This is a genomic window from Fluviirhizobium alvei, from assembly GCF_030551875.1.
In the GTDB taxonomy this organism is placed as follows: domain Bacteria; phylum Pseudomonadota; class Alphaproteobacteria; order Rhizobiales; family Rhizobiaceae; genus Rhizobium_E; species Rhizobium_E alvei.
The window spans coordinates 19,072-31,853 of sequence record NZ_JAUOZU010000009.1 but is presented as its reverse complement, the minus strand read 5'-3'; the positions used below and the strand labels follow the sequence as shown (position 1 = coordinate 31,853).

The 12,782-nt window shown below is 60.0% G+C and carries 14 protein-coding genes; 2 read left to right on the top strand and 12 right to left on the bottom strand.

Annotated features, from left to right (window positions below):
- Positions 1-6: 6 nt before the first annotated feature.
- From Q4481_RS13865 to Q4481_RS13855, 3 genes are all read right to left on the bottom strand, one after another.
- Positions 7-2,322, bottom strand: coding sequence for a bifunctional salicylyl-CoA 5-hydroxylase/oxidoreductase (locus tag Q4481_RS13865; protein ID WP_304376987.1), 2,316 nt, complete (start codon positions 2,320-2,322; stop codon positions 7-9).
- 114 nt (positions 2,323-2,436) lie between these two features.
- Entirely contained in the window at positions 2,437-2,958 is a 522-nt protein-coding gene (locus Q4481_RS13860; RefSeq protein ID WP_304376986.1) for a flavin reductase family protein, read from the bottom strand.
- 113 nt (positions 2,959-3,071) lie between these two features.
- Positions 3,072-4,190: an LLM class flavin-dependent oxidoreductase gene (locus Q4481_RS13855; protein ID WP_304376985.1), complete on the bottom strand. Its 1,119-nt coding sequence runs from the start codon at positions 4,188-4,190 to the stop codon at positions 3,072-3,074.
- 171 nt (positions 4,191-4,361) lie between these two features.
- On the opposite strand from Q4481_RS13855, the gene Q4481_RS13850 reads away from it, so the two are divergent.
- The gene (locus tag Q4481_RS13850) at positions 4,362-4,919 is read left to right on the top strand and encodes a winged helix DNA-binding protein (RefSeq protein WP_304376984.1); all 558 of its coding nucleotides are present in this window, start codon (positions 4,362-4,364) and stop codon (positions 4,917-4,919) included.
- A 326-nt stretch (positions 4,920-5,245) separates the two neighbouring features.
- On the opposite strand, the gene Q4481_RS13845 is transcribed toward Q4481_RS13850, so the two are convergent.
- From Q4481_RS13845 to Q4481_RS13835, 3 genes are read right to left on the bottom strand one after another with little or no spacing between them, the layout of a single operon-like run.
- A complete protein-coding gene (locus Q4481_RS13845) occupies positions 5,246-6,484 on the bottom strand; it encodes a styrene monooxygenase/indole monooxygenase family protein (protein WP_304376983.1) in 1,239 nt (412 codons plus the stop codon).
- 39 nt (positions 6,485-6,523) lie between these two features.
- Complete coding sequence (locus tag Q4481_RS13840) at positions 6,524-7,309, bottom strand: SDR family oxidoreductase (RefSeq protein WP_304376982.1); 786 nt, start codon at positions 7,307-7,309, stop codon at positions 6,524-6,526.
- A 38-nt stretch (positions 7,310-7,347) separates the two neighbouring features.
- Positions 7,348-7,860, bottom strand: a complete 513-nt coding sequence (locus Q4481_RS13835) for a flavin reductase family protein (protein WP_304376981.1) — start codon at positions 7,858-7,860, stop codon at positions 7,348-7,350.
- A gap of 154 nt (positions 7,861-8,014) precedes the next feature.
- Here Q4481_RS13835 and Q4481_RS13830 point away from each other — a divergent pair, with 154 nt between their 5' ends.
- On the top strand, positions 8,015-9,004 hold the full coding sequence (locus Q4481_RS13830; RefSeq protein ID WP_304376980.1) for an AraC family transcriptional regulator: 990 nt from the start codon (positions 8,015-8,017) through the stop codon (positions 9,002-9,004).
- A gap of 1 nt (position 9,005) precedes the next feature.
- Here Q4481_RS13830 and Q4481_RS13825 read toward each other — a convergent pair whose 3' ends face one another.
- The 6 genes from Q4481_RS13825 to Q4481_RS13800 form a co-directional block, all read right to left on the bottom strand.
- Positions 9,006-9,323, bottom strand: coding sequence for a type II toxin-antitoxin system RelE/ParE family toxin (locus tag Q4481_RS13825; protein ID WP_304376979.1), 318 nt, complete (start codon positions 9,321-9,323; stop codon positions 9,006-9,008).
- A gap of 1 nt (position 9,324) precedes the next feature.
- Positions 9,325-9,570, bottom strand: coding sequence for a type II toxin-antitoxin system ParD family antitoxin (locus Q4481_RS13820; RefSeq protein WP_304376978.1), 246 nt, complete (start codon positions 9,568-9,570; stop codon positions 9,325-9,327).
- An 81-nt stretch (positions 9,571-9,651) separates the two neighbouring features.
- Entirely contained in the window at positions 9,652-10,206 is a 555-nt protein-coding gene (locus Q4481_RS13815; RefSeq protein WP_304376977.1) for a VOC family protein, read from the bottom strand.
- A 14-nt stretch (positions 10,207-10,220) separates the two neighbouring features.
- The gene (locus tag Q4481_RS13810; RefSeq protein ID WP_304376976.1) at positions 10,221-11,063 is read right to left on the bottom strand and encodes an ATP-binding cassette domain-containing protein; all 843 of its coding nucleotides are present in this window, start codon (positions 11,061-11,063) and stop codon (positions 10,221-10,223) included.
- A 1-nt stretch (position 11,064) separates the two neighbouring features.
- Positions 11,065-11,937, bottom strand: coding sequence for an ABC transporter ATP-binding protein (locus Q4481_RS13805; protein WP_304376975.1), 873 nt, complete (start codon positions 11,935-11,937; stop codon positions 11,065-11,067).
- Positions 11,934-12,779 carry an ABC transporter permease gene (locus Q4481_RS13800; protein WP_304376974.1) on the bottom strand — a complete coding sequence of 282 codons (846 nt, stop codon included), beginning with the start codon at positions 12,777-12,779 and terminating at the stop codon, positions 11,934-11,936. The genes Q4481_RS13805 and Q4481_RS13800 overlap by 4 nt, the downstream gene beginning before the upstream one ends.
- Positions 12,780-12,782: the final 3 nt, after the last annotated feature.

Below are 12,782 nucleotides of genomic sequence, written 5' to 3'. Positions count from 1 at the left end.
TGAACCTCACTTGGCAGCGACTGCCGCGCGGGCAAGGTTGGATTCGTACTGATACTTGCCCGACATATATTGCTTCGGCCAGGGCACCGATTTCAGACCGATCTTGGCTGCTTCATGCAGCGCCCAGGCCGGATCGGCCAGATGCGGGCGGGCCACAGCGCAGAGATCGGCACGGCCGGCTGCGATGACGGAATTGGCATGGTCGGCTTCCGAAATTGCACCGACGGCAATGGTCGGCACATGGATCTCGTTGCGGATCTTGTCGGAGAACGGCGTCTGGAACAGGCGGCCATAGACAGGCTGTTCCTCCTTCCAGACCTGACCCGACGAGCAGTCGATGAGATCGGCGCCGGCGTCCTTGAACATGGCCGCGAAAATCGCCGCATCATCCGGCGTGTTGCCACCTTCGAACCAGTCATGGCAGGATAGACGAACCGAAATCGGCTTGTCGGCCGGCCAGGCATCGCGCACGGCACGGAAAACTTCGAGCGGATAGCGCGCCCGGTTCTCGTGGCTGCCGCCATATTCATCTTCGCGCCGGTTGGTGAGCGGCGACAGGAAGCTCGACAACAGATAGCCGTGAGCGGCATGGAATTCGAGCCAGTCGATACCGGCCTCGGCGGCCCGCTTCGTCGCGGCGACAAAATCGGCCTTTACACGATCCATATCGGCGCGATCCATCGCCTTCGGAACCTGGCTATGCTTGAGATAGGGCAGAGCCGAGGCCGAGATCAGCGGCCAACCGCCGGTTTCCAGAGGCTGGTCGATGCCTTCCCAGGCCAGTTTCGTCGCACCCTTGCGACCGGCATGGCCGAGCTGCACGGCAACCTTGGCATTGGTGTTGGCATGGACGAAGGCGACAAGCCGCTTCCAGCCCTCCATCTGCTCGTCGTTCCACAGGCCAAGGCAGCCCGGCGTGATGCGCGCATCCGGCGAGACGCAGGTCATTTCGGCAAAGACGAGACCGGCACCACCCATGGCGCGGCTACCGAGATGGACCATGTGGAAATCATCGATCAGACCATCCTTGGCCGAGTACATTGCCATCGGCGAGACGACGATACGATTGGCGAGGGTAACGTTGCGCACCTTGTAGGGCGTGAACATCGGCGGCAGGCAGCGTTCGCCTTCCTGGACATTGAGACCCTGCTTGGCCGCGAACCAACGCTCGTAACCTTCGAGCCAGGTCTTGTCGCGCAGACGCAGATTTTCGTGGCTGATGCGCTGGGAACGGGTGAGCATGGAATACATGAACTGTTCCGGCTCCAGCGTATCGGCATAACGCTGGCCGACAACTTCGAACCATTCCATGGCATTGCGTGCCGCGTTCTGGATGCGGGCGACATCGACGCGACGGATTTCCTCGTAGGTTTCGAGAACCGCCGGAATCGTCTCCTTGCCGTGGCCGGCAATATTGAACTGGTTGGCAAGCTCGATCGCATCATCGATGGCGAGCTTGGTGCCGGAGCCAATGGCGAAATGAGCGGTATGGGCCGCATCGCCCATAAGCACGACATGCGAATTGCCGTTGAAATGGCTCCACTTTCCGCAAATCAGGCGATTGAAGTTCAGCCAGGCCGATCCGCGCAGATGGCGCGCATTGGTCATCAGCGAAGCGCCTTCCAAAGTTTCCGCGAAGAGGTTCTCGCAGAAGGCGATCGACTGATCCTGTGACATTTCACCGAGCTTGTGGGCCTGATAGGCCTCCTCGGTGGTTTCCACGATGAAGGTCGAAGTCTGGTCGTCGAACTTGTAGATATGCGCCTGGAACCAGCCGTGATCCGTCTTGCGGAAATCGAAGGTGAAGGCATCATAAAGCTTGTTGGTGCCGAGCCAGATATAGCGGTTCGGGCGAACCAGGAGATCCGGCTGGAACACGTCGGCATATTTGTTGCGGATCCTGGAATTCAACCCGTCCGAAGCGATGACCAGATCGGCATCCGGGAAGTCGAGATCACTGTCGACTTCGGTTTCGAAGGCCAGTTCGACGCCGAGCGCTTCGCAGCGTGCCTGCAGGATGTTGAGAAGCTTCTTGCGACCGATGCCAACGAAACCGTGGCCGGTCGTGCGCTGGCGCGTGCCCTTGAAGAGAAGCTCGATATCATCCCAATGGTTGAATGCATCTTCGATCTCGGCTGCACTTTCCGGATCCCAGGCCCGCATCGACTGCATGGTGGCATCCGAGAAGACGACGCCCCAGCCGAACGTATCGTAAGGCTTGTTGCGCTCCACCACCGTAACGTCATGCTCGGGATGAAGTTTCTTCATCAGCAATCCGAAATAGAGACCTGCCGGACCCCCGCCGATACAAACGATGCGCATGTGTCGTTCCCTTCATGCCTGAATTTATTTTAAGATTAAAATATCTCGAGATGTTTTAAGCGTCAAGCAAAAAGTGGCACCCCGAGACAATGAAAAATGCCCTTGTCAGGCCGATCAGACAGACAAGCTTTCGGCTAGAAGGGGCCGATAGGAACCCTGCCAATAAACGAGGGCCGCAGAGGGATCCCCGATCTCGACAGCCCGGACGCGGCCGATCAGGATCGAGTGGGTTTCGCGCTCGATCATGTCCTCGATCGAGCAATCGATGGAGACGGCGGCATCCTCGAGAAGCGGCGCACCGGTGACCGCCGTGGTCCAGCGGCCGAGTGCATAACGATCCTGCCCTTTCACGCCGCCGCGACCCGAAAAGCGCTCGGCAATCGCCTGCTGGTCAGGCGTCAGCGAGTTGACGCCGAAATGGCGATAGCGCTCGAAAAGCGGCCAGGAAGACGCACCCCGGTTGACGCAAACAAGCATCATGGCGGGGTCGACGGAGAGGGACACGGTGGATGTGGCAACCAGACCGGACCGGTCTTCGCCGCGGCCGACCGTGATGACGCTGACATTGCCTGCGAAGCTGCGCATGGCGCGCTTGTAGAGGTCTGGAAGTGCATTAACATCCTGATCGAACTGCATGTTTGCCTCGCTGTATGGATGCAGGAAACCGTCGCGGGCTTCAACCCGACGTCCAGATTTCCGGTTTTGAAAGAGAAATGGGGCGGCGATCACGCCACCCCGATGCAGACCGATCAGGCTGCCGCTGCTTCCAGCGTCACCGAACGGCGGATACCGGCGGCTTCCAGGATCGGCAGCACATTGTCGCGGAAGTAGGGGAACTCCTCGGCATAATCCACGAAGGACAATGTCGTTCCGTTGAAGCCCGCCTTGTGAAGCGCAATCAGCCCTTCCGCCACCTGTTCCGGGGTGCCGACGAGCGGAAAGCCGCCATGGCCGGCTGCCATACGATCGCGGATCAGCGCCAGAAGATCATGCGGGAAGGAATGGGCATGGGCGAACTGCAGGCGCACCAGATTGTCGACGGCGTCCCAATCGGCATTGTCCTGGCCGAAATGCTGCAGATAGTCCTTCGCTTCCTTCTCGGTCGGACGGCAGACGACATGGCTGAAGGTCAGAACGCCGACCTTGCGACCGACATCGGCAGCCTGCTGCTTGAGGGCAGCGATCTCTTCGCCGGAGCGTGATAGATCGATAGCCGGCGTGAAGAGGAAATCGGCGTTACGCACGGCAAAAGCCCTGCCCTCACCCGAACCGGCGGCATTGAGGATCGGAATCTTGCGCGAGGGTCGCGGGTCGCCGAGAATATTCTTGAGCTTGAAATGGGCGCCATCCCAATCGAAGGCCTCAGTCTTGCTCCACAATGCCTTGATGACATCGAACCATTCCTGCGCATAGCCATAACGGTCCTCATGGCCGGCTGGCAGCGACAGACCAAGCGCCTCATATTCGGGCTGGTTCCAGCCGGCGACGATGTTGAGACCGATGCGGCCATGGCTGATCTGGTCGATCGTCGCGATCTGCTTTGCCACCACGGCGGGATGGTTCGCGGCCGTGTGGATGGTCGCGAACACATTGATATTCTTGGTGCTTGCGAGCAGGCCGGCGGCCCAGGTCATGGTTTCCAGCACGCCGCCATGAAAGTTGGTTTCGCCGCCATAACCGATCCAGCGGGCGATCGGCAGCATGAAGTCGATCCCGGCATCATCGAGCAGCCTGCCAAGTTTCAGATTGTTGTCCCAGGAATTGACCCAGCGCTCCGGCACTTTCGTCACGGACATGCCGCCTGAGCAGTTGGAGGCGAAGGTTCCGAGCACGAATTGTCCTTCAGCGAACATCGAGTTCTCTGTCATGGTAGTTCCCCAAATATTTGTTAGAATTTACGATAGAAATTTTATTTGAAACATAAAGTTTGTCAATGGACATTTTCCGGTGCGGCCCTTTTTTTGACTGCAGCAGGGGATGGTTCTAAGCAGGTGCCGACGACAGTGAGCATGCCCCTCGAATCGGGACGGGAGTATCAGATGCAGGACAAGAGCCAAGACAACGGCAGAGACGGCGAGGAGGGTCTCGATCGCCACTGGCATCTGGCACGCACCACGGCGGAAATGGATGTCGCCGAACTGGAATATGCCCTGATGCGCGCCTTCGAAGCCTTCGGACGCTGGCAGGCGGAATGTCTGGCCACCGTGATCGACCTGACGGCCAGCGGTCCGGAAAATGCCATGCTGCACATCATCCGCATGAACGACCGGCCGAAGACGCTGAAGGATATTGCGCGGCTTTCCAACCGCGAGGACATTCCCAACATGCAATACAGTTTGCGCAAGCTTATCGGTGCGGGCCTTGTCGAGCGGACCGGCAGCGGGCGTTCGGGCGTGACTTACACCGTTACCCAGGCCGGCCGCGACGTGACCGACCGTTACGCCGATATCCGCGCCTCGTTGCTGGTCAAGGCCGTACAGTCGGTCCCCAACCTTGCGCACCGGCTGGAACAGGCCACCGAAACGCTCGACCTGATGACGGGCATCTACGAACAGGTGGCAAGGACGGCGGCAACGCACAGACGCCTGCCGAAATAGGCCCCCTCAGCGTCCAAGTAACCAGCTTCGCAAGATGTTCATAGCGCCGCAGCCCGCCCACCGTCATGCTCGGGCTTGTCCCGAGCATCTGCCCTCGCACAATTCCTATAGCTACGTGGATTGCCTGGCCGCCTCAGCAGATCCTCGCGACAAGCCCGAGGAAGACAACAAGCAGCGTTGTTTATAACGGCGGACCTTCCGCGATTGTGTTCGCTGAGCAGTCACAAGCGCTTAGCGAAAGTGGAGCAACCCGCGGCATTCTTTGCCTTAAACAAAAAAGGCCGCGTCGAAACGCGGCCAAGGGTTCGCCTGAATGCAGACGATCCTTACGCAGCAAGGCGCGTAAGATAGGCATCCGCCTCTTCCGGTACGGCGAACCAGGGGAAGAAATCCCGCGGATCGTTGAAGCCGTTGGCAATGCGCTTGGCCAGTTCCGGATAGGCCTGGGCAGAGCCCATGATATTCAGCACATGCGGCGGCGGCGGCATCAGAAGCGCATTGGTCCAGCCGACGACGAACTGGGCGTATGACCAGTAGGCTTCGAACGTATCGACCATGAAGGCCTCATCGAATGCCTTGTCGCCATGTGCCAGAATGGCATCCATGTAGCATTTTGCCGCCTTGGAGGCGTTGTTCGAGCCCTGACCGGTGATCGGATCGTTGAGGCAGACGGCATCGGCCATGCCCAGCACGATCGCACCGGACGGAAGACGGCCCACCGGCTTGCGAATGGTCGGGGCGAAAGCGCCGGCCAGGATGCCGTTATCGTCGGTCAGCTCGATATCGGTGCAACGTTCGGCTTCCCAGGGGGTGAAGGTTTCGAGGATCCATTTGGACTTGGCCAGATGTTCCTCCGGTGTCTTCACATCCTTCCAGCAATCCATCGGGCCACCCGGGATGCCTTCGAACACCATGATGTCGCAGGCACCCGTGGTCGTGTAGGCCGGGAAGGTGAAATATTCGCCGACCGTCGGGATGAGGTTGAAGTTGACGGCCGAATGGTCGGAGCGCTTCTTCATGCCCTTCACATAGGTCAGAGCCAGAGCGCGCTGCGGCTTGTCGAACGGCGAACGGCTGGCATCGCGCTCGAACATCTTGGCGATATCGCCCTTGCCGGCTGCGACGATCACCAGATCGCTCTGCTTGGCATAGGTTTCGAGATCCGCAATGCCGGCATCGTGGATGACCATTTCGCCACCGAGACGGGCAAATTCCTGCATCCAGCGCGGAATTTTCACACGCTGGTCAAGGCTCTGGGCGGGCTTGTCGAGCTTGCCGTTCCAATCAATGGCCTTGGCACCGGCGACTTCGGGATGAGGCACGGTGAAATTGATCGAATCGACGGTCGGGCAAGCAGCTTCCCAGAAATTGATGCCGAGATCGCGCTCGTTCTGCAGCGCCACATCGAACATGCACTGGCTCGACAGAACCTTGCCTTTCTCGATTTCTTCGCCGGTGCGGTTCTGCACGATGCGAACGGCATGTCCCGCCTTGAGCAGGCCGATGCCGAGTTGAAGGCCGGACTGGCCGCCGCCGACGATGGTGAAATGTCTCGAATTCGTCATGTCATTCCCCTTTGTTTGAGTTTCTTGAAGTTTTCAGTGTCAGTCCATCAGGCGCGGGATAGCCGGAACGTTGGTTTCCGGACCCATGGCCGTGTAACCGCCATCGACGCGGATATCCGTGCCGGTGATGAAGCTCGCATTGTCAGAAAGAAGGAAGGCGATGGCCTCGCCCACTTCGCTCGGGCTGCCGGTGCGGCCGAGCAGATGGAAATCCTTGGCGACGGCGTCTGCCTTGGCACGCGTGTCATGCGTCAGTTCCTGCATGATGTTGGACCAGGTCCAGCCCGGCGACACTGCGTTGACGCGGATGCCATCGGGGGCCAGATCCATCGCCTGGTTGCGGGTCAACTGCAGGATCGCGGCCTTGGAGACCGGATAGACCCAGCGACCGGTCTGCGCGACACGTGCCGAGATCGAACCGAAATTGACGATCGCACCCTTGTTGGCGGCCAGATGCTTGCGCGCTGCCTGCATCAGCATGACAGAGCCGACGATGTTGACATCGAGCGCCTTCAGCCAGTCACCACGGGTCGTTTCGGCTCCATTGTCGAGATAGGTGCAGGCGACGTTGACGAGAAAATCGAGACGGCCGGTCTTCTCGACGGTCCTGGCGACGAGTGCAGCTATTTCATCGTCGTTCGTGATATCGGTGGCGATGAAATGCGTGTTGCCGCCAACATTGGCAGCCGCCTTTTCACCGGCTTCCTTGTTGATATCGGCAATGACGACGGTGACGCCGTAGCCTTTGAGCACCTCGGCGACGCCCTGCCCGATCAGCGTCGCGCCGCCGGAAATGATCGCAGTTTTACCGTTCAATCCATTCATGATGGCTTCCCCTTGTTTCTTCGTGGATCTTGATTGGATCAGGCGGCCGGCGCAGCCGCCGGGGCCTGACGGGCGGTGAGGAATGCGCCGCCGCCATAGATCAGCGGCGAGGCCTCTTCACCCTCGACACGCGTGGCCACCACTTCGCCGATCAGGATCATGTGCGTGGCGAATTCGTGGATTTCGGCCAGCCGGCAATCGAAGCTGACGGCAGCGCCGCCGAGCACCGGAGCACCGGTCTCAGCGATACCCCAGTCGCCGATCGCGAACCGGTCCTCGCGGGAATGGCCCGTGCGCCCGGCAAAGGTTTCGGCGACAGGCTGCTGGTCTTCCGCCAGCACATTGACCGCGAAGACGCCGCGCTGCTCGACGACGGCGGCAATCGATGTCGAGCGATTGACGCAGGCAATGAGCGATGGCGGCTCGGCTGCGAGCGAACAGACGGCCGTTGCCGTGATCCCGCAGCGCCGACCTTCGGCATCGACAGAGGTGATGATGGTGACGCCCCCGGCAAGACGACGCATGCCGGCGCGAAAAAGATCGCTTCCCATTGTCCGGTTCCCATTTTGCGAATGGATTTTCCATTCATTTTATGTTTAAACTAATCATGAACCGAAGTTGACGATCGGCAATCCGCTTTGCGCAATGCCTTGTCCGTTTTCGGCAGATGTGGTTTGATTTCGGCTCTCGACCGGGAAACCGCCGATGATCGATGCGATTGCAAGACCCCTACAGCATCACGGACTGGTGGATACCCGTGCCGTCGATGAAGCGCGCGATGCGATCGGGCGCATTTTCTGTCCACATTTCCTGTCGGTGAACGGGCGTTCGCATGATGGATTTCACGCCGTGCACAATGCGGTCGAGCAGCCCGGCTATTCCGTCAACTTCGTCGCCTATGGTGCCGAAGTGGAAATCGATCCGGGTGAATTGTCCGATTTCTTCCTGCTGCAATTGCCCGTGCAAGGCGCAGCCAGCGTTCGTTGCGGCACACGGATTGCCGAAACCTCCGCCGGCCAATGCGGTTCGCTCCTGTCGCCGACGCTCGCTTCGCGGATGGTCTGGAAGGCCGGCTGCGAAAAGCTCATCGTCCTGATGCGCCGGAGTGTGGTGGAGGATTTCTACGAGACCCTGACGCATCGCGCCCGCGGCCCGATCGAGTTCGATCCAGCGATCGATCTCACCAGTTCGGTCGGGCGCAGCATCTTTTCGCACACAAGGATGATGTTCGAAGCCGCCGAAGGTGGGGCCGCGCTTCCCGACACCTACCGAACCATGCTGCGCGATGGGCTGATTTCGCTGCTGCTCACCGGGCTTGCGAACAACGGCGCATCCCTGCTCGGCCAAGCCTCGAGCGATGTCGGATCTGCGCCCGTGCGCAAGGCGGAAGACTATATCCGTGCCCATGCGATTGAAAACATTTCGATGGCCGATATTGCCGAAGCGGCAGGCATTCCACTCCGGACATTGCAGGAGGCCTATCGCAAGGCGCTCGGCCGCACGCTTTCGGACGGCGTTCAACTGGCCCGTCTCGAAACATTACGGCGCCTGCTGTTGAAACCCAGTGCAACGCTCAGCGTCGCCGATGCCGTGTTGGCATCCGGCTTTGGTCACCTCGGACGGGCTGCTTCAGCCTATCGCGAAGCCTTCGGGGAAAGCCCCTCTGAAACGCTGCGGCGGGTTCGGGGAAGGTGATTTATCCTGGACGGTCGTTGTCCTCGAAAAAGGCGTCGATGTCTCGATGTCCTTCCAGGATGTTGACGACTTCAAACCGGTCTTCGATGTAGCGAAAGAGAATCACATAGCCTCGAAATGCGAAGCTGCGGATATCGTCTCGCAATTCGGGGCGTGGGCGCCCCATAAGACCCGGCAGATCTGCCAGTTTACGGCATTTTTGCCGGAGTTCTGCAACGAAGTCCTGACCTTGCGTCAGTGATCCACTTTGCGTGGTTATGTAGCGCAGGATCTGGACGAGGTCCGATTTGGCACTATCAAGAAAACTGAGGCGCGCCACGTTAGTAGCCTTTGGCTACCAACTGCCTGGCTTCCTCTGCCAACGCGGCGTCGACCGCCTCGTCATTATTGTCGCCTCCCGAGGAGATCGATATATTCAACTGCGTCCGCAGGGCATTCAGGCGAATCTCGCGCTCCTCGACCAGACGGAGGCCTTCGCGCACGACTTCGCTCGCCGAGCCGTAGCGTCCTTCACGCACAGTCTGCTCGACGAATTTTTCCCAGCGTTCGCCCAATGATACATTCATTGCAGAATTCTCCTTCGACGCAGTACATTATGCGTCAATAACGAAAAATGCGCAATAATTGTTACTGTCGATGACAAGTCTTCACATGCCCGGCTTTTCGGGATTCCAGAGCCGGACAGGGCTGATCGCCTCATAAGCCATGCCGTTGGGATAGCTGATCGCCTCGAACTGAAGACCCCACGGCGCCTGGAAATAGAGGATCGACTGGCCGGCAATCGGGCCATCCTCGATCGGTAGCGGACCGAGCCGTGTCGCGACACCCATGGCATCGAGATAGGCTTTGGCAGCAGCGATGTCGCGCACGTAGAAGGCGATGTGGAAGGCGCCGATATCGCTGTTCTTCTGCTGAAGATCGCGTTGATCGGGTGCGGAATATTCGAACAGTTCGAGATTGGAACCATTGCCGCAGCGGATCATCGCCACGCGTTCGATCCGGGCGCGTGGATGGACGCCGAGCGCATCCGTCATGAAACTGCCTTCGGGATCCCCGATCGGACCAAAGGTCAGCACATGGGTGCAGCCGAGAACCCGATCGAAGAAATCGATCGCTTCATCGAGATTGGGAACCGTAAGCCCGGTATGGTCGTGACCGACGAGACCGGGCAGACCCTTGGTTGCCGATACGGAAGAGGTCATGGTCATGCTCCTGATCAGGCGGGTTCGAGAGCGGGTGCCGGTCGCGTCAGCCAATCGGGATCGATTTCCGGCAGTGGAATGGCGTCGAGCAACAGGCGCGTGTAGGAAGATTGCGGCGCATCGAACACGGTTTCGCACGGACCCTCTTCGACAACCTTGCCAAAGCGCATCACATAGACGCGATCGCAAACGGCGCGGATAACCGACAGATCGTGGCTGATGAAGGCCATCGCGAGGCCCATTTCCTGCGACAGCGCCTTCAGAAGATTGAGGACCTGCGCCTGGGTGGAAACATCGAGGCCGGAGACGATCTCATCGGCGAGCACGAAATCCGGCTTCATCAGCACTGCGCGGGCAATGCCGACACGCTGGCGCTGACCGCCCGAAAGCTCGTGCGGCGCGCGATCGAGCACGACCGGCAGCAGCGAGACGCGATCAAGGATGGCCCGAACCTGCCGCTCTGCTTCTTCTCGGGTCTTGGCAAGACCGTGAAGGAACAGGGGTTCGGTGAGGATCTGGCGGATGGAGTGGCGCGGATTGAGCGACGCCATCGGGTCCTGGAAGATCATCTGCATGCGGCGGCGCAGCGGGCGCATGGCCGCTGCTGGCATATTGGTGATGTCCTGTCCGTCGAAACGGATCGAGCCGCCGGAAATCGGCACGAGTTTCAGAAGGGCCCGCCCGAGCGTGGTCTTGCCGGAACCGGACTCGCCAACAATGCCGATCGTTTCGCCACGGCGGATGGAGATGTCGACGCCGTGAAGCACGCGGACACCCTTCCATCCCCGACCGAGCAGACCACTGGCCTTACCATAGGTCACCTCGATGCCTTTGGCTTCGAAAAGTGGTTCACTCATGTCAGATCCTCCTTTCGGCGATGCCGATTTCGGCACGCAACTGCCGGAAGACGGATTCGGGCACCGGCTCGAGCCCGGCATTCGGCTGGTCGTAACGTGGCCCGGCAGCGATCAGCGCTCTTGTGTAGACATGCCTTGGCGCCGTCAACAGTTCGGCCGTCGGCCCATCTTCGATCACCTTGCCGGCATAGAGCAGGGTCACCTGATCACAGATCTTGGCGACGACACCGAGATCGTGTGTGACGAAGATAACCGCCGTCCCATGGGCTTCCTGCATACGACGGATGAGGCGCAGGATTTCCTTCTGCACGGTCACATCGAGGGCCGTTGTCGGCTCATCGGCGACGACCAGCTTGGGATTGAGCGCGAAGGCCGAGGCAATGAGGATACGTTGGCGCATGCCGCCCGAAAGCTCATGCGGATAGGCCTTGAGCACCCGCTCCGGATCGCGGATCTGTACCTCGTCGAGCAATTGCAGGGCGCGTTCCCGCGCCGCCCCCTTGCCCATGTTGAGCTTGAGCCGCAAGCCATCGGTCAATTGCGCTTCGATCCGCCGGGTCGGGTTGAGGGCCGTCTGCGGATCCTGCGGAATGAGGGTAATGTCGCGCCCCATGATGGCGGAAAGATCGCGCGGCGCCATCGCCAAAAGATCCCGGCCTTCAAAGCGGATCCAGCCGCCCGTGACCTTGACGGTCGATGGCAGGATGCCGAGCAGCGCCTTGGCAATGGTGGACTTGCCCGCACCGGATTCACCGACGAGACCGCGCACCTCGCCCTTTTCAAGGGTGAGCGAGACATCGCGCAGCACCGGCTGGCCGGCATCGCGGGTGGAAATGGCGCTGAGCGCCTCGATGGAGATTAGAGGATTGGTCATCGGCGCATCACCGGGTCGAGCGCCCTGCGCAAACCATTGCCCAACTGGTTGAAGGCGAGCACGGTGGCAAACAGCGCGATAAGGGGGAAAACGAAAACCCACCAGCCCTGATGGATCATCTGGCGGCCCTGTGCGATCATTCCGCCCCAGGTCGGTGTATCGGAAGAAAGAGATAGGCCGACGAAGGAGAGAATGGCTTCGACGATCACCGCAATGCCCATTTCCAGGCTGACAAGCGCGATCAGTACCGGCGCCACATTGGGCAGGATTTCCCGCCACAGGATGTGGGACCGGGAGAAGCCGATCGTCTCGGCTGCCGTTACATAGTCAAGCCGCGCCTGTGCCATGGTTTCGGCGCGCACGACACGACAGAAGCGGGTCCAGTCGATAATGACGATGGCGGCAATAACCGAATGCAGGCCCGATCCCATGACGGCAACGAGCAGGACCGACAGCAAGACCGGCGGAAAGGCCATCCAGATATCAACGAGCCGGGAGATGATGCGATCGGCCCAGCCGCCATACCAGCCTGCAGCCAGACCGAGAAGGGTTCCAATGAGCGCCGAGAGGCTGGCCGCCACGAAAGCGACCGTAAGCGCGATGCGCGTCCCATAAAGGACGCGGGACAAAACATCGCGTCCGAGATCGTCGGTCCCCAGCCAATAGCCAGGCTCTGCATCCGGATAATTGGCCGGCGGCATGGTGCCGAGCATCAGATCCTGCTCGAGCGGGTCTTTCGGCGCGATGAAGGGCGCGAAAACCGCTATCAGCAGCAGGAGCAATATGAAGCCGCCGGCGATCACCACGCGGGGCTCGCGAAGGAGCGGTTTCAGTTGCTTCATCGG

Coding starts and splice junctions, on each gene's coding strand:
- Q4481_RS13800 (WP_304376974.1), bottom strand. CDS start 12,779: ATGAAGCAACTGAAACCGCTCCTTCGCGAGCCCCGCGTGGTGATCGCC.
- Q4481_RS13840 (WP_304376982.1), bottom strand. CDS start 7,309: ATGAATGGATTGAACGGTAAAACTGCGATCATTTCCGGCGGCGCGACG.
- Q4481_RS13805 (WP_304376975.1), bottom strand. CDS start 11,937: ATGACCAATCCTCTAATCTCCATCGAGGCGCTCAGCGCCATTTCCACC.
- Q4481_RS13850 (WP_304376984.1), top strand. CDS start 4,362: ATGCAGGACAAGAGCCAAGACAACGGCAGAGACGGCGAGGAGGGTCTC.
- Q4481_RS13845 (WP_304376983.1), bottom strand. CDS start 6,484: ATGACGAATTCGAGACATTTCACCATCGTCGGCGGCGGCCAGTCCGGC.
- Q4481_RS13835 (WP_304376981.1), bottom strand. CDS start 7,860: ATGGGAAGCGATCTTTTTCGCGCCGGCATGCGTCGTCTTGCCGGGGGC.
- Q4481_RS13860 (WP_304376986.1), bottom strand. CDS start 2,958: ATGCAGTTCGATCAGGATGTTAATGCACTTCCAGACCTCTACAAGCGC.
- Q4481_RS13830 (WP_304376980.1), top strand. CDS start 8,015: ATGATCGATGCGATTGCAAGACCCCTACAGCATCACGGACTGGTGGAT.
- Q4481_RS13820 (WP_304376978.1), bottom strand. CDS start 9,570: ATGAATGTATCATTGGGCGAACGCTGGGAAAAATTCGTCGAGCAGACT.
- Q4481_RS13865 (WP_304376987.1), bottom strand. CDS start 2,322: ATGCGCATCGTTTGTATCGGCGGGGGTCCGGCAGGTCTCTATTTCGGA.
- Q4481_RS13815 (WP_304376977.1), bottom strand. CDS start 10,206: ATGACCTCTTCCGTATCGGCAACCAAGGGTCTGCCCGGTCTCGTCGGT.
- Q4481_RS13855 (WP_304376985.1), bottom strand. CDS start 4,190: ATGACAGAGAACTCGATGTTCGCTGAAGGACAATTCGTGCTCGGAACC.
- Q4481_RS13810 (WP_304376976.1), bottom strand. CDS start 11,063: ATGAGTGAACCACTTTTCGAAGCCAAAGGCATCGAGGTGACCTATGGT.